The sequence below is a fragment of the Ralstonia sp. VS2407 genome, from assembly GCF_052950655.1.
Genome location: NZ_JBRFVG010000004.1, coordinates 446,632 through 462,113 on the forward strand (window position 1 = coordinate 446,632; position 15,482 = coordinate 462,113).

Sequence of the window (15,482 nt, forward strand, 5' to 3'; positions counted from 1 at the left end):
GCTCAGGCCCAGTAGCGTACGGCGTACCACGCCCGTTTGACGTACTCGGCAAGAATCGACCCGGCTTCATAGATCGGCACCGACTTGGCCAGCGTGTCTCCCGGGAATACGCCGTGCGCACCCCAAGTGACTTCCGGCCACACCTTGCGGAACACCGCCAGTGCCCGGCCGGTGTGATACCAGCTCGTGACCAGGATTGCGCTGTTGACGTGCTGGACCGCCAGCGTCTCGCGCGTCATCCGCGCATTTTCCATCGTGCTGCCGGATACACATTCGTGGCCGATACGCTCTGCCGGCACACCGGCCATCACAAGGCGGCGCTCGATCAGGAGGCAATCGCCCTGCCCACTGACGAACACGCGAGGCGCTACGCCTGCGTGGTACAGCTCGGCGGCGCCGATCACGCGCTGGCCCGACTCACCGCCCAGCACAACAATCACGTCTGCGTGCGCGAGCTTCGGCTCGTCGCGCAGCCATGCCTTGGCCCCGCACACGAGCACAGCACCGACCACCGCCGCCGCGATGGCGCCACCACCCATCCAGGCGAGGAAATTGCGGGCTGCCGAACGATCGAAAACCATATCGGGAATACGCGTTTGAGGAAAAACCCGGGCGCCGGACGCGCCGCGGGGCAAGCCGGTATCATCGCCACTGTTCAGCAGGAAGCCCGGGCACCGGGTTGTATCCTGCCGCGCATATCGCGTCAATCGGATTTCCAAGCGGGTTGTTATGGAACTGCAAGGCAAACATTTCGTGCTCGGCCTGACGGGCGGCATCGCGTGCTACAAGTCCGCCGAGCTGGTGCGGCTGTTGACCAAGGCCGGGGCGACCGTGCAGGTGGTGATGACCGAGGCCGCCGCGCACTTCATCACCCCGGTGACGATGCAGGCGCTTTCCGGTCGTCCGGTCTTCACGTCGCAGTGGGACGGCCGCATCGGTAACAACATGCCGCACATCGACCTCTCGCGCGAGGCGGATGCCATCATCATCGCGCCAGCGTCCACCGACTTTCTTGCCAAGCTGGCACACGGCATGGCGGACGACCTGCTCTCCACGCTGTGCATCGCACGCGATTGCCCGCTGCTCGTGGCGCCCGCCATGAACCGCCAGATGTGGGCCGCGCCCGCCACGCAACGCAATGCCGCCCAGTTGCGCGCGGATGACGTCACCCTGCTTGGCCCCGATGCCGGCGACCAAGCCTGCGGCGAAGTCGGCGACGGCCGCATGCTGGAGCCGGAGGACATCGTCGAGCAGCTCATCGGCTTCTTCCAGCCCAAGCTGCTGCGCGGCCACCGCGTGCTGCTGACAGCCGGCCCGACCTTCGAGCCGATCGACCCGGTGCGCGGCATCACGAACCGGTCCAGCGGCAAGATGGGGTTCGCTTTGGCACGGGCGGCAGCTCAGGCCGGTGCCGAAGTCACGCTCGTCGCCGGGCCGTGCCATCAGGACACACCCGCAGGCGTGCTACGCATCGATGTGCAAACCGCCCAGCAGATGCACGACGCCGTCATGCACGAGCTGGATGCTGCCAAGAGCGACATCTTCATCGCCGTTGCGGCGGTGGCCGACTGGCGCGTGGCACAAGCCGCGGAGCAAAAGCTCAAGAAGCAGAACGACACCGACGTACCGGCACTGACGTTCACGCAGAACCCGGACATCCTCGCCGGTGTGGCGCGCCGGGCGAATGCGCCTTTCTGCGTCGGCTTTGCGGCCGAAACCGAACGGCTGGAAGAGTTCGGCGAGGCCAAGCGCCAGAAGAAGGGCATTCCGCTGCTGGTCGGCAATCTTGGTCAGCAGACCTTCGGCCGCGACGACAACGAAGTCGCACTCTTCGATGCCAAGGGCATCACGCGGCTGCCGCGCGCCGACAAGCTGACGCTCGCACGCCAGATCGTCGCCGCCATCGCCGACCGCGTGCACGGAGCACGATCATGAGCGCCGCGCCGATCCGCCTGTCAGTCCTCGACCAGAGCCCCGTCATCTACGGCCACAGCGCACGCGATGCCATCGCCGCCACGGTCGACCTGGCGCAACTCACGGACTCGCTCGGCTACACGCGCTACTGGTGCGCCGAGCACCACGGCCTGCGTGGCGTCAGCAACCCTGCGCCGGAAGTGATGATTGCCCGTGTGGCGAGCGCCACGAAGCACCTGCGGGTGGGCTCCGGCGGCGTGATGCTGCCGTACTACAGCCCGTTCAAGCTGGCCGAGCAGTTCCGCCTGCTGGAGGCCCTGTTCCCCAACCGCATCGACCTGGGTGTCGGCCGGGCACCCGGCGGCGACATGCGTACCGCACAGGCCGTTGCCATGGGCGACTACAACCGCGGCGACATCTTCCCGCAGCAGGTGCAGGAACTGATCTGGCACCTGACAGACACGCTGCCGCCGGACCACCCGGCAGCCGGCGTTCTGCTGCAACCCGAGATCGATACCAAACCCGAGCTGTGGATGCTCGGCTCCAGCGATTTTGGTGGGGCACTGGCCGCGCGCCTGGGCATCCGTTTCGCGTTCGCGCACTTCATCAACCCCCACGTCGGGCACATCGTCGCCCAGCAGTACCGCACGGATTTCGAGCCCGGCTACGAAGCGCGCCCATATAGCGCCGCCGCCGTCTTCGTGATCGCGGCAGACACCGAAGCCGAGGCGCGCCGCTATGAAGCCGCCGTGGACTTGCGCCGCGTGCAGATGGCGCTTGGCGTGAATGGCCCGATCCCCACCGTCGAACAAGGCGAAGCGCACGTCTACACCGAGCGCGACCAGGCCATCGCCATGCGCGAGCGGCCGCGCAGCATCATCGGCACACCGGAATCCGTGGCCGAGCAGATGCATGCGCTCAAGGAGCGCTTCGTCGCCGATGAATTGATCGTGCTGACCGTCGCGCCCAGCTACAAGGCGCGCCTGCGCTCGTACGAGCTGCTGGCCGAGGCGTTTGCGCTACCATCTCCTGCTTCTGCAACCTCTTCGGCCTGCCCCGCATGAAACTCGACGTCAAGATCCTCGACGCCCGCCTGCATGAACAGCTCCCGCAGTACGCCACCACCGGCAGCGCCGGGCTGGACCTGCGCGCCTGCATCGACGCCCCGCTCACCATCGAGCCCGGCACCACGCATCTGGTCCCGACCGGCATGGCCATCCACCTGGCCGACCCGGGCTATGCCGCACTGATCCTGCCGCGCTCGGGCATGGGCCACAAGCACGGCATCGTGCTGGGTAACCTGGTCGGTCTGATCGATTCGGACTACCAGGGTCAGCTCATGGTCAGTACGTGGAACCGTGGCAGCACGGCGTTCGTGCTCAACCCGATGGAGCGCCTTGCGCAACTCGTGATCGTGCCGGTGGTGCAGGCCGAGCTGAACATCGTCGATGACTTTGCCGAGAGCGAGCGCGGCGCCGGTGGTTTCGGCAGCACCGGGCGCCACTGACAACATCGCCCGCGCATAAGAAAAAAGGCCCGGAACAACCGGGCCTTTTCTTTGGTGCGACAAACGCGTCAAGCTTCCGCTTCTTCCTGGGCAGGTGCCGGCGGCGCTTCGTTCTCGGAAAACTCCAGCTTCACCGCATCGGCGTCGTCCAAGTCCACGATCACCTTGCCACCATTCACCAGCTTGCCGAACAGCAGCTCGTCGGCCAGCGCCTTGCGGATCAGGTCCTGAATCAGGCGCTGCATCGGGCGTGCACCCATCAGCGGGTCGAAGCCCTTCTTGGCCAGGAAGCGACGCAGCTTCTCGGTAAAGATGGCATCCACCTTCTTCTCGTGCAGTTGCTCTTCCAGCTGCATGAGGAACTTGTCAACCACGCGCATGATGATTTCCTCATCGAGCGAGCGGAAGCTGATGGTTGCATCCAGACGGTTGCGGAACTCCGGCGTGAACATGCGCTTGATGTCGGCCATCTCGTCGCCCTGTTCGCGCGCCGTGGTGAAACCGATCGTTGCCTTGTTCATCGTCTCGGCGCCCGCATTGGTCGTCATGATGATGATCACGTTGCGGAAATCCGCCTTGCGGCCGTTGTTGTCCGTCAGCGCGCCGTGGTCCATCACCTGCAGCAGGATATTGAAGATGTCCGGGTGCGCCTTTTCAATCTCGTCCAGCAGCAGCACGCAGTGCGGCTTCTTGGTCACGGCTTCCGTCAGCAAGCCGCCCTGGTCGAAGCCCACGTAGCCCGGGGGCGCGCCGATCAGCCGGCTCACCGCATGGCGCTCCATGTACTCCGACATGTCGAAGCGGATCAGCTCGATGCCGAGGATGAACGCGAGCTGCTTGGCGACTTCCGTCTTGCCCACGCCCGTCGGGCCGCTGAACAGGAACGAGCCGATCGGCTTGTCCGTCTTGCCCAGCCCTGCACGCGACATCTTGATCGCCGAAGCCAGCGCATCGATGGCCGGATCTTGCCCGAACACGACCGACTTCAGGTCGCGCTCCAGCGTCTGCAGCTTGCTGCGATCGTCCTGCGACACGCTTTGCGGCGGGACGCGGGCGATGCGCGAGACGATGTCCTCGATCTCGCCCTTGCCGATCGTCTTCTTCTGCTTCGACTTCGGCAGAATGCGTTGCGCCGCACCCGCTTCATCGATCACGTCGATCGCCTTGTCCGGCAAATGACGGTCGGTGATGAAGCGTGCCGACAATTCAGCCGCAGCCGTGAGCGCCGACGACGCGTACTTCACGCCGTGGTGCTCTTCGAAGCGCGACTTCAGGCCACGCAAAATCTGCACGGTCTGATCGACCGTCGGTTCGACCACGTCGATCTTCTGGAAGCGGCGGGACAGCGCTGCGTCCTTCTCGAAGATGCCTCGGTATTCCGTGAACGTCGTCGCGCCGATGCACTTGAGCGCGCCCGACGACAGCGCCGGCTTGAGCAGGTTGCTTGCGTCCAGCGTGCCGCCCGACGCAGCGCCTGCGCCGATCAGCGTATGGATTTCGTCGATGAACAGGATCGCGTTCGGATTGTCCTTGAGCGACTTCAGCACGCCCTTCAGGCGTTGCTCAAAGTCGCCGCGGTACTTGGTGCCGGCCAGCAGCGCGCCCATGTCGAGCGAATAGACGACGGACTTCGCGAGGATGTCCGGCACTTCGCCCTTGGTGATGCGCCATGCCAGGCCTTCGGCGATGGCCGTCTTGCCGACACCGGCCTCGCCGACCAGCAGCGGATTGTTCTTGCGGCGGCGGCACAGCACCTGCACCACGCGCTCGACTTCCTGCTCGCGGCCGATCAGCGGATCGATCTTGCCGGCCTTGGCCAGCGCGTTCAGGTTCTGGGTGAACTGCTCCAGCGGGCTTTCCTTGCCGTCGCCGCCTTCGCCTTCGGGGTTGCCTTCGCCCTGCTTGGCGGGCTCAGCCTGGTCCTTGCGGATGCCGTGGCTGATGAAGTTGACGACGTCCAGCCGGGTCACGCCCTGTTGCTGGAGGTAGTACACCGCGTGCGAATCCTTCTCGCCGAAGATAGCGACCAGCACGTTCGCGCCCGTGACTTCCTTCTTGCCGTTGGATGTGGACTGCACGTGCATGATGGCGCGCTGGATCACGCGCTGGAAACCCAGCGTGGGCTGCGTGTCCACCTCGTCCGTGCCGGGCACCACAGGCGTGTTGTCGGCGATGAAGTTCTTCAGATGCGTGCGAAGGTCTTCGATGTTGGCAGCGCAGGCGCGCAGCACCTCGGCGGCCGTCGGATTGTCCAGCAGCGCAAGCAGCAGATGCTCCACCGTAATGAATTCGTGGCGAGCCTGCCGGGCTTCGACAAACGCCATGTGCAGGCTGACTTCCAGTTCTTGCGCGATCATGCTTCCTCCATCACGCACTGCAGCGGATGCCCCGCCTGCCGTGCATGGGTTGACACTAATTCCACTTTCGTCGCGGCGATATCCCGTGTGTAGATACCGCACACGCCCTTACCTTCCCGATGCACAGTCAGCATGATCTGTGTGGCGGTCTCCCGGTCTTTGCTGAAATACTGCTGAAGAATCATCACGACGAATTCCATCGGGGTGTAGTCGTCGTTGAGCAGCAGCACCTTGTACATCGCGGGCGGTTTGAGCGCTTGCTCTTTCCGCTCGAGGACGGTGCCTGCATCGTGTTGTGGAGTGGTCGCTTGCCGGATTGCCATGGTCTTATTCTAACCACTCCTTTCGAGTTCGCAATTTGGGGAAATAACGCCGACTTCAAGGTCTACAAACGGTTTGGCCCGTGCAGCGTGCGTTCGTCAGCCCTCGGGCGCGAAGGGTTTTACCGCCTCCGCGCTGGCTGAGACGGGCGCAAGCTCCGCGCCTGAGATGCCAATCGTTTTCCGTACCTGGAGGCGATCGGCTGGATTTCGAGCAAAACCTCTTCAGAAACTGACCGTTTTTCGCCACAAACCCACCCTTTGTGGCCTTGACAGTCTCTTACAATCCTCGAACAATCGAATTCAGCATGTGCGCCCTACTGCCCCGCAAACCGTTGGCAGCGAGCCGCATGAATGGTGAGCCCGGGAGGCCTCACACCAGTCGACAACAGATCGACAACCGCTTCAGGCTGTGGTGTTTGCCACAAGAAGACCGATCGCTTGCGGCGCGGTTCCACCCGCGCCATTCGTCGTGCCGTGCAGGCCGGCGGCCGGGCGATGACTGCGCGGTACCGCTCTGCACTGCCCCGACAGGCACACCCTCCCGGCTCGGACTTGTGTTTTAACGGAGGGGTTTTCATGGCACTCGGTACGGTCAAATGGTTTAACGACGCCAAGGGTTTCGGTTTCATCTCGCCTGACGAAGGCGGCGAAGAGCTGTTCGCGCATTTCTCGGCCATCCAGATGGCTGGCTTCAAGACGCTCAAGGAAAATCAGCGCGTCTCGTTTGAAGTGACGCAAGGCCCGAAGGGCAAGCAGGCTACCAACATCCAGGCTGCCTGATTGGCGTTGCGCGACACCCCGCCGGATGGCGACGGTGTCCAAATGCAAAAAACCCGGCGACATGCCGGGTTTTTTGTTGCCGCGGCGCCAGACAATGACGGACATACCTCGTCGCGCGCAACACGTCATTTCAGCGGGTTGTGCACTACGGTATGGATGATCCCCGTGCCGTTTCAAGGAGTCTGCGCATGAAACCCCATCTGACCCGCACCGCCGCCACGGCAACGCTGTTGATTGTCGTGCTACTTCCTGCTGCCGCCCACGCCCAAATCGGAGACCTCATCAAAGGGACCACGCAGGGCAACAGCCAGGGCGCCACAAGTGGCCTTGGCAGCATCGGCGGCCTGAGCGGTGTGCCGTCGCTCGGGTCATTGACGTCGGGTAGCACCGGCAATGTGGCCGGCGTGCTGGAATTCTGCATAAAGAACAACTACCTTGGCGGCGCCACCGACGCGGCCTCGGTCAAAGACAAGCTGCTCGGCAAGCTGGGCGGTGCGCCGGCGTCCAGCCCGGGCTACACCGACGGCACAAAGGGCATCCTGACGAATTCGGATGGCAACAAGTTCGACCTGAGCAGCATCAAGTCGCAAATCACCCGCCAGGCGTGCGACAAGATCCTGTCGCAGGGCAAATCGCTGCTTTGAGCCGCGGCGCAGGCGAGCGCGCACTACACTGCAATATCGATTGACCGTTCGCCTGTCTTCCACGCCCCGAGGAAGCCACATGCTGGAAACTGTCGCGCTGGCCGCCGGGCTGTCCTGGACCAGCGGATTCCGACTCTACCTTGCCGTGTTTGCTGCCGGCGTGCTCGGCCGCACGGGTTGGCTGCATTTGCCGCCCGGGCTGCAGATGCTGGAATCGTGGTGGGTGATTGGCCTGGCCGGCGTGCTGGCCGTGGCGGAATTCCTCGCCGACAAGATTCCGGGCTTCGATTCCGTGTGGGATGGCATCCAGACCTTCATCCGCGTACCTGCGGGCGCGATTCTGGCTGCGGCCGCGTTCGGGCAGCTCGATCCGCAATGGATGGTGGCTGCAGGGTTGATTGGCGGGACGCTGGCCGGCACGGCACATGCCACCAAGGCTGGCACGCGGGCCCTGATCAACACGTCGCCGGAGCCATTCTCGAACTGGGTGGCGTCGTTCAGTGAAGACGTGGCCGCCAGCGGCGGTTTGCTGATGGCGTTTTTCCTGCCGATTGCGTTTCTGGTGGTGCTGGCGCTGCTGCTGTTGGTATCGGTGTGGCTGCTGCCCAAGCTGTGGCGCGGCGTGCGGCGCCTGCGGGATGCGCTGCGCGGGCGATCACCTGAGCCGCCACCGGCTGGTACCACCCGGCTGCCGCGCTGAGGCGCTACCCAAAGGCGCGCAGCAGCCCGAACAGCGTCAGGGCCAGCGCGCACGCCCATCCCGAAAGCAGCATGCGCGACACCTTGTTGCGCGGAACAAACCCCACACCCCGCACGAGCCCCGCACTCATCGCCCAGAACAGCAATACGGCGAGACCGTGGTCAGCATGCCCGTCGCGATTGGCGAGGATGTACGGATACACCGTCCCCACCGCCATCACGAGCAACCCGGCTGCCAGGCTGGCGGCGTGGATGCGCGGCTTGTCGGTGGCGTTCACGTTCGCAGTGCTCATTCGCGGTCCGGGTTCGCACTGCTTGCATTGGCAGCGCGGTCGTCGCTGACCTCACCCCACATTGCATTGAGCACCGCCAGCAGCACAGCAAAGCCGACACCCAGGACCCAACTGAAGTACCACATGGATTTGCTCTCCTGTGCCGTCGTTAGTAGGCCGAGTGCTCGTTGGCGCGGATGTGCTCGACCGTCACCTTGCCGCGCATCACGCGGTAGCACCAGCTTGTGTAGGCAATGATGATGGGCGTGAAGATGATCGCCGCCCAGAACATCAGGCCAAGCGTGAAGTGGCTGGAAACGCTGTCCCACACCGTGAGGCTGGCGCGGGGCATGCTGGACGAGGGCAGCACGAACGGAAACATCGAAGCCCCGGCCGTCGTGATGATGCCCGCCAGCCCCAGCGACGACAGCACGAACGCGGTAAGCGTGCGCCCCGCCCGCGACAGCAGCACGGCCAGCAGCGGGCCGATCACGCCAATAGCCGGCAACGCCCACAGCAACGGCTGCTTCTGATAGTTGCCCCACCATGCATCGGCCGCGCGTGCCACGGTCTTCGCCATCGGGTTGGCAAGCCCGGCGGGGTCGATGGCCGAGGTGATGACGTAGCCTTCGATGCTGCCTGCGTGCAACCACACGCCGGCCGCAATAAACGCCACCACGGCGACGATGGCCGCGCCGGTGGCCGCGTTGGTTGCGCGCTGCTGGATGGCGCCTTCCGTCCGGTGGGCGAGGTAGATGCCGCCATGCATGGTGATCATCGCGCTCGACACCACGCCCGTCAGGATGGCAAACGGATTGAGCAGTTGCCAGAACGTGCCGGTGTACGTCACCACCATGAAGTTGTCGAAATGGAACGGCACGCCCTGCAGCAGGTTGCCGAACGCCACGCCAAAGATCAGCGGCGGCACCGCGCCCCCGATGAAGAGGCCCACGTCCCACACCTTGCGCCACGTTCCGTTGTGGATCTTGCTCCGGTAATCAAACCCGACCGGCCGGAAGAAGAGCGCCCACAGCACCGCCAGCATCGCCCAGTAGAACCCGCTGAACGCGGTGGCATACACCAGCGGCCACGCGGCAAAGATGGCGCCGCCGCCCGTGATGAACCAGACCTGATTGCCGTCCCAGTGCGGGCCGATGGTGTTGATCATCACACGGCGCTCGTCGTCGGTCTTGCCGACAAAGGGCAGCAGCGTGCCGACGCCCATGTCGTGTCCGTCCATGATGGCAAAGCCGATCAGCAATACGCCAATGAGCAGCCACCAGATGACCTTGAGGGTTGGGTAGTCGAACATGGCGTTCTCCTCAAGCGTGGGCGGCTTCGAAATCGTAGCGACCAGTGCCGAGGCTGCCCGGCCCCTGGCGCGCGAACCGGATCATCAGGTACATCTCGACGATCAGCAGCAGCGTGTAGAAACCGATGAAGCCCGCTAGCGACCCATACAGACTGGCCTCGCTCAACGTCGACACACTCAGATGCGTGGGCAGCACGCCGTAGATGGTCCACGGCTGGCGGCCGTATTCCGCCACCACCCAGCCCAGCTCGATGGCGATCCACGGTGCCGGAAGCATCCACAGCGCCCAGCGCAGCAGCCATGCCGGCGCCTTGCGCTGCGGCCGCAACGTGCTCCAGAACGACAGGCCAAACAGCGCCAACATCAGGAAGCCCAACCCGACCATCACGCGGAAGCCCCAGAACATCGGCCACACGCGCGGCACCGTATCGTCGACCGCCTTGTCGATCATCTCGGGCGTGGCCTGCCGCACGTCGGCCACGTATTTCTTGAGCAGCAGGCCAAAGCCCAGGTCTTGCTGATGGATCTGCAAGGTCTGGAGCGCCGCTGCATCGCCGGGGTGCTGGCGCACCGTCTCCAGTGCGGCCACCGCCTCGATACCGCTCATGATTCGTCCGCGGTTGCGCGCCTTGATCTCATGGATGCCCGGAATCTGCTTGGACACCGAGCGCGTGCCGATCAGCCCCATCACCCATGGAATCTCGACCGCCCAGTCGTTCTTCTGCTCGCGCTGGTTGATCGACGCAACCACAGTGAAGCTGGCCGGCGCCGGCTCGGTCTCCCACATGGCCTCGATGGCGGCCATCTTGGTTTGCTGCGCCTCGCCGACGGTGTAGCCGGACTCATCGCCCAGCACGATCACCGAGCAGACGCTGGCCAGGCCAAACGCAGCCGCCACGCGAAAGCTGCGCCGCGCGAATTCCACATCGCGGCCGCGCAGCAGGTACCAGCTTGAAATCGACAGCACGAACATCGCGCCCGTCACGTAGCCCGCCGACACGGTATGCACGAACTTGGCCTGCGCGATGGGGTTGAAGACCACGGCCCAGAAGTCGTGCATCTCCATGCGCATGGTCTGCCAGTTGAATTCGGCGCCCACGGGGTTCTGCATCCAGCCGTTGGCGATGAGAATCCACAGCGCGGAAAGATTGGTGCCGATCGCCATCAGCGTCGTCACCAGCAAGTGCTGCGTCTTGGAAAGACGATCCCACCCGAAGAAGAACAGCCCGATGAAGGTGGATTCCAGAAAGAACGCCATCAGCCCTTCAATGGCCAGCGGCGCACCAAAGACATCGCCCACGTAGTGCGAGTAGTACGCCCAGTTGGTGCCGAACTGGAATTCGAGCGTGATGCCCGTCGTCACGCCCAGCGCAAAGTTGATGCCGAACAGCTTGCCCCAGAAACGCGTCATGTCTTTCCAGATGACCTTGTTGGTCATGACATAGACGCTTTCCATGATGACCAGCAGCCAGACCATGCCCAGCGTGAGCGGCACGAACAGGAAGTGGTACATCGCGGTGGCCGCGAACTGCAGCCGGGACAGATCGACGAGATGCTCGGAAATCACGGTTGCCCTCCCTGCGCTGCTGACGGTGTGACGATCAGGCGATCAGCGGCCCGCTCGGCATCGACCGGCACCCGGTGGTCTCGCACAAACACCCACCACAGCGCGCTCAGCGCCACCAGCTTGATGGCGACGACGATGAGCAAATGGCGGACGAGGCGGCGGTCGTTGGGGTTCACAGGCGGACGAGACTTGGCGCGCGTCGGTGCCGCCGGCGGGGTTCCGCCCGTGGCACAGAAAGTCACATGTGATCCAGTCTAGTCATGGATAGAGGGAGTGACAAACCGTTGCTGTTATTTCTTGATGGTCATCAAGCGCCGCCCGCAAGCCAAAACCGTAAAGATTCGTGGACTGGGCTCCGGTGAACCACCGCAGAGCCGCATCACCACGGGGTTGGCGCCAGTCGTCAGCAAATTCTGATTTATAGTTTCGCCCCTGCTCAGACGAAGCGGCCATCAGTACACTCTGCGCCATCGCTTTCGGTGCCATAGGGAAAGCGATCGAGGTGTGGAAACCTCGTAGCTAGCGGGCAAGTGCTGAGCATAAGCACTTGTCCTCAAAAGCTATGGCCTGGCTTCGTCACCTTCATTGGGCGAGCCAGGCATGAGCGGCTTCGGCCGCGCCGATTGCTAGCTATCGGTTTTCCACCTTGCCTGTGCTCGCCCACCCCTCCCCAGGGTTGGGCGCGGTTCCGTTCATCACATGAAGAGGAATGCCGTGACCCGCTCGATCTCCCAATCCGTCGATTCCCCGGCTGGCGACTCGCTCACCGAATATCAGAAAGGTGTTGGCGCTGCGCGTGAGTTTTTGCGTGCCCGGTCCGCGCGCGCCGCAACCCCCAAGCATTCCGCAACGAGCACGACGGACTCGCCCGAACATCCCGAGCAACCGCGCTGATCCATGGGCGAGGCCCAGCGCGTGGGCCGCGGCGCCCTTGTTGCAGCATCGGCGTTGGGGCTTGTTGGGGCTCGCCCGCCCTTTTGAGAGTACGAACCGGTCAGGACTGCGAGCATCTGCAGATGATCGGTTGCGCTTGAAACAAAAAACCCCGGCGAGCCAAAGCTGCCGGGGGGTTTTTCATATCCACGGCGGGGTGCCGCGAGCGACATGCATCGATCATTCTCGCTGAATCGCCCGTAAAGCTCCGCCCTGCTACGGCTGCCAAATCTGGGGGCCGAGGGCAGTTGAGCTACCGCCCCAGATCCCTCGCCGACACGCCCGCAATGCCCCAGTTCTCCTTTGGCACATCGTGAATCCATACGCGGACGTTCTCCTTCGGAGCACCGGTCGCCTCCACAAGGGCGGCCGTGACCTTGTCGATCACGGCTCGCTTCTGTTCGGTGGTACGACCTTCGATCATGTAGATCTGCGCAAAAGGCATGGCTTTCCTCCTTGGTATTTGCAATGGCCGGCGATACTCAGGCCGCCTGCGCTGCCAGGATGCCGCGCTGACGAGCCATGGTGAGTGCCGTGTCCTCGATCATGTCTTCCTGACCGCCCACCATGCCGCGCCGGCCGAGTTCGACCAGCAGATCACGGGCCGGTACGCCGTACTTCTTTTCTGCACGTTTGGCGAACAGCAGGAAGCTGCCATATACGCCGGCATAGCCGAGCGTAAGTGCGTCGCGGTCGATGCGGATGGGGAAATCCATGATGGGCACGACCAGGTCTTCAGCCACATCCTGAATCTTCCATACATCCACGCCGGTCTTGATGCCCATGCGGTCGCACACCGCCACCAGCACCTCCATTGGCGTATTGCCCGCACCGGCCCCGAGCCCCGCGGCCGCTGCATCGATGCGCGTGGCACCGCATTCGATCGCGGTAATGGAGTTGGCGATGCCCATGGCCAGGTTGTGGTGGCCATGGAACCCCAGTTCGGTCTCAGGCTTGAGCGCTTCACGCACGGCAGACAGACGCACCTTCACATCGTCCGGCAGCATGTAACCCGCAGAGTCCGTGATGTAGATGCAGTTGGCACCGTAGCTCTCCATCAGCTTGGCTTGCTTGACGAGCCCCTCAGGGCTGTTCATGTGCGCCATCATCAGAAAGCCCACCGTGTCCATGTCGAGCTTGCGCGCGTAGCTGATGTGCTGCTCCGAGACATCGGCCTCGGTACAGTGCGTGGCAACGCGAATCGTATGCACGCCCAGCTCACGCGCCATCTTGAGATGATCAACCGTGCCAATACCCGGCAGGAGCAGCGCCGAGACCTTGGCTTGCTTCATGAGCGGGATGACGGCACCCAGGTATTCCTCGTCGCTGTGCGCGGGAAAGCCGTAGTTGAGCGAGGAACCACCCAGCCCATCGCCGTGGGTGACTTCGATCAGGGGCACGCCGGCCGCGTCCAGGCCCTGCGCAATCGTGCGCATCTGGTCTAGCGTCATCAGGTGGCGCTTGGGGTGCATGCCGTCACGCAACGTCATGTCATGCACGGTAATGCTCTTGCCTTGCAGCGTAGTCATGTGAAGGTCCTCGTCAAGCGGTTTCGGTGGCAGACGCGGCCGTGCCGGCGCGCAGGTTCAGTTCGCCCTTGATCATCTCCTCGGCGAACATCTCGGCCGTGCGTGCGGCGGCGGCGGCGGTCATGATGTCGAGGTTGCCGGCGTACTTGGGCAGGTAATCGCCCAGGCCCTCGACCTCCAGGAACACGCTCACGCGGTTGCCGTCGAACACCGGGCCGTTGACGAGCTTGTAGCCCGGCACGTACTTCTGCACCTCTTTGATCATCGCGTGGATCGACGCGGTGATGGCCACCTGATCCGGCTCGGTTTCCGTCAGGCAATGCACGGTGTCGCGCATGATCAGCGGCGGCTCGGCCGGGTTGATGACGATGATGGCCTTGCCCTTCTTCGCTCCGCCCACACGCTCGACCGCACCGGCCGTGGTACGCGTGAATTCATCAATGTTCTTGCGGGTGCCCGGCCCCACCGACCGGCTCGACACCGTGGCAACGATCTCGCCATACGCCACGGGCTGCACGCGGCTGACTGCCGCCACCATCGGGATGGTCGCTTGCCCGCCGCAGGTCACCATGTTGACGTTCATCTCGGCGCGGCCCAGATGCTCCTTGAGATTGACCGGCGGCACGCAGTACGGGCCGATGGCCGCAGGTGTGAGGTCAATCATCAACACACCCAGCGCATTGAGCTTGCGGGAGTTTTCCGCATGCACATAGGCGCTGGTGGCGTCGAAGGCAATCTGCACGCCGTCGGCCAGCACGTGCGGAAGCAGGCCGTCGACACCGTCTGCCGTGGTCTTGATGCCCATGTCGCGGGCACGCTTGAGGCCGTCGGATTCAGGGTCGATGCCCACCATCCACACCGGTTCCAGCACGGGGCTGCGCTGCAGTTTGGCCAGCAGATCGGTGCCGATGTTGCCGGGGCCGATCAGGGCGCATTTGATCTTCTGGGTCATGGTTGCGGTCTCCAATACGCAAAGTTCAACTTGGCATTCAATTCACGAAGCGCATCGACACGTTGCCCAGGTCCTGGAAACGCACGCATACGCTGTCGCCCTCGGCCACCGCAATGGCTTCGGTCACGCCGCCGGTCATGATGAAGGTGCCAGCCGGGATCTCCTGGCCGCGCGCCCCCGATGGTTGGCCATCATGGCCACGGCCGCTGCCGGGTGCCCAAGCACCGCTGCACCTGCCGCCATGGCGACAGCGCGGCCATTCTTCTCCAGCACCACGCCCAACGTACGCAGATCCAGTTCCTCCAGATTGCGGGAGCGGCCACCCACCACGAAGCGCGCGGCCGACGTGTTGTCGGCAATCACGCTCTTGAGGTCGAATTTGAAATCGCGGTAACGGCTGTCAATGATCTCGACAGCCGGAATCACGAAGTCGATGGCTGCCAGCACATTGCCGACATGGCAACCCGGACCACGCAGCGGCGCCTTGGTGACGATGCAGATCTCGGCTTCCACCTTGGGGTGGATCAGCTCCGACATGCGAATTTCACTGCCCTCCGCACGCGCCATTGAATCGCCCCGCTGCCAGTAGACACCTGTGAGCCTCAAACTAGAGGTTAGACAGGAGTTGCGATGAGTGCGCAGAGATACACCGAAGAATTCAAGGTCGAGGCGGTCAATCAGGTCTTGGACAGA

17 protein-coding genes and 1 pseudogene are annotated in these 15,482 nt (G+C 63.7%); 6 read left to right on the plus strand and 12 right to left on the minus strand.

Going from position 1 to position 15,482, the window contains the following annotated elements:
* Positions 1-2 precede the first annotated feature (2 nt).
* Positions 3-581 carry a YdcF family protein gene (locus tag ACU8YE_RS09920; protein ID WP_316654398.1) on the minus strand — a complete coding sequence of 193 codons (579 nt, stop codon included), beginning with the start codon at positions 579-581 and terminating at the stop codon, positions 3-5.
* Between the two features lie 148 nt (positions 582-729).
* On the opposite strand from ACU8YE_RS09920, the gene coaBC reads away from it, so the two are divergent.
* The 3 genes from coaBC to dut are packed head-to-tail and all read left to right on the plus strand — an operon-like array spanning position 730 to position 3,421.
* Entirely contained in the window at positions 730-1,935 is a 1,206-nt protein-coding gene (gene coaBC, locus ACU8YE_RS09925) for a bifunctional phosphopantothenoylcysteine decarboxylase/phosphopantothenate--cysteine ligase CoaBC (RefSeq protein ID WP_414560969.1), read from the plus strand.
* Positions 1,932-2,978, plus strand: coding sequence for an LLM class flavin-dependent oxidoreductase (locus ACU8YE_RS09930; protein WP_446928606.1), 1,047 nt, complete (start codon positions 1,932-1,934; stop codon positions 2,976-2,978). The genes coaBC and ACU8YE_RS09930 overlap by 4 nt, the downstream gene beginning before the upstream one ends.
* Positions 2,975-3,421, plus strand: a complete 447-nt coding sequence (gene dut / locus ACU8YE_RS09935; RefSeq protein ID WP_024974963.1) for a dUTP diphosphatase — start codon at positions 2,975-2,977, stop codon at positions 3,419-3,421. The genes ACU8YE_RS09930 and dut overlap by 4 nt, the downstream gene beginning before the upstream one ends.
* Positions 3,422-3,489: 68 nt before the next feature.
* On the opposite strand, the gene clpA is transcribed toward dut, so the two are convergent.
* Together clpA and clpS are read right to left on the minus strand one after the other, a co-directional pair.
* On the minus strand, positions 3,490-5,778 hold the full coding sequence (gene clpA, locus ACU8YE_RS09940) for an ATP-dependent Clp protease ATP-binding subunit ClpA (RefSeq protein ID WP_004631957.1): 2,289 nt from the start codon (positions 5,776-5,778) through the stop codon (positions 3,490-3,492).
* Positions 5,775-6,101 (minus strand): ATP-dependent Clp protease adapter ClpS, encoded by a 327-nt coding sequence (gene clpS, locus ACU8YE_RS09945; RefSeq protein ID WP_003261876.1) that lies wholly within the window; start codon positions 6,099-6,101, stop codon positions 5,775-5,777. Before clpS ends, clpA begins: the two co-directional genes overlap by 4 nt.
* Positions 6,102-6,677: 576 nt before the next feature.
* Between clpS and ACU8YE_RS09950 the strand changes: the two genes are divergently transcribed.
* The 3 genes from ACU8YE_RS09950 (at position 6,678) to ACU8YE_RS09960 (ending at position 8,225) form a co-directional block, all read left to right on the plus strand.
* On the plus strand, positions 6,678-6,881 hold the full coding sequence (locus tag ACU8YE_RS09950; protein WP_004631953.1) for a cold-shock protein: 204 nt from the start codon (positions 6,678-6,680) through the stop codon (positions 6,879-6,881).
* A 188-nt stretch (positions 6,882-7,069) separates the two neighbouring features.
* Positions 7,070-7,525: a DUF2501 domain-containing protein gene (locus ACU8YE_RS09955; protein WP_446928607.1), complete on the plus strand. Its 456-nt coding sequence runs from the start codon at positions 7,070-7,072 to the stop codon at positions 7,523-7,525.
* 79 nt (positions 7,526-7,604) lie between these two features.
* Complete coding sequence (locus ACU8YE_RS09960; RefSeq protein WP_446928608.1) at positions 7,605-8,225, plus strand: DUF4126 domain-containing protein; 621 nt, start codon at positions 7,605-7,607, stop codon at positions 8,223-8,225.
* A 4-nt stretch (positions 8,226-8,229) separates the two neighbouring features.
* On the opposite strand, the gene ACU8YE_RS09965 is transcribed toward ACU8YE_RS09960, so the two are convergent.
* The 9 genes and pseudogenes from ACU8YE_RS09965 to ACU8YE_RS10005 form a co-directional block, all read right to left on the minus strand.
* Complete coding sequence (locus ACU8YE_RS09965; protein ID WP_322017471.1) at positions 8,230-8,517, minus strand: cyd operon YbgE family protein; 288 nt, start codon at positions 8,515-8,517, stop codon at positions 8,230-8,232.
* Positions 8,514-8,642 (minus strand): cytochrome bd-I oxidase subunit CydX, encoded by a 129-nt coding sequence (gene cydX, locus ACU8YE_RS09970; RefSeq protein ID WP_232040816.1) that lies wholly within the window; start codon positions 8,640-8,642, stop codon positions 8,514-8,516. Before cydX ends, ACU8YE_RS09965 begins: the two co-directional genes overlap by 4 nt.
* Positions 8,643-8,665: 23 nt before the next feature.
* Complete coding sequence (gene cydB / locus ACU8YE_RS09975; protein WP_446928609.1) at positions 8,666-9,808, minus strand: cytochrome d ubiquinol oxidase subunit II; 1,143 nt, start codon at positions 9,806-9,808, stop codon at positions 8,666-8,668.
* 10 nt (positions 9,809-9,818) lie between these two features.
* Positions 9,819-11,375 carry a cytochrome ubiquinol oxidase subunit I gene (locus tag ACU8YE_RS09980; RefSeq protein ID WP_232040818.1) on the minus strand — a complete coding sequence of 519 codons (1,557 nt, stop codon included), beginning with the start codon at positions 11,373-11,375 and terminating at the stop codon, positions 9,819-9,821.
* The gene (cydP, locus tag ACU8YE_RS09985; protein WP_232040819.1) at positions 11,372-11,617 is read right to left on the minus strand and encodes a cytochrome oxidase putative small subunit CydP; all 246 of its coding nucleotides are present in this window, start codon (positions 11,615-11,617) and stop codon (positions 11,372-11,374) included. The genes ACU8YE_RS09980 and cydP overlap by 4 nt, the downstream gene beginning before the upstream one ends.
* A 944-nt stretch (positions 11,618-12,561) precedes the next feature.
* Positions 12,562-12,771: a 2-hydroxymuconate tautomerase gene (locus ACU8YE_RS09990; RefSeq protein ID WP_446928618.1), complete on the minus strand. Its 210-nt coding sequence runs from the start codon at positions 12,769-12,771 to the stop codon at positions 12,562-12,564.
* A gap of 19 nt (positions 12,772-12,790) precedes the next feature.
* Positions 12,791-13,837 (minus strand): 4-hydroxy-2-oxovalerate aldolase, encoded by a 1,047-nt coding sequence (gene dmpG / locus ACU8YE_RS09995; protein ID WP_446928610.1) that lies wholly within the window; start codon positions 13,835-13,837, stop codon positions 12,791-12,793.
* A 13-nt stretch (positions 13,838-13,850) separates the two neighbouring features.
* Positions 13,851-14,789, minus strand: a complete 939-nt coding sequence (locus ACU8YE_RS10000) for an acetaldehyde dehydrogenase (acetylating) (protein ID WP_446928611.1) — start codon at positions 14,787-14,789, stop codon at positions 13,851-13,853.
* A gap of 37 nt (positions 14,790-14,826) precedes the next feature.
* Positions 14,827-15,359, minus strand: a pseudogene (locus tag ACU8YE_RS10005) (fumarylacetoacetate hydrolase family protein); the annotation flags it as partial.
* Positions 15,360-15,482 lie beyond the last annotated feature (123 nt).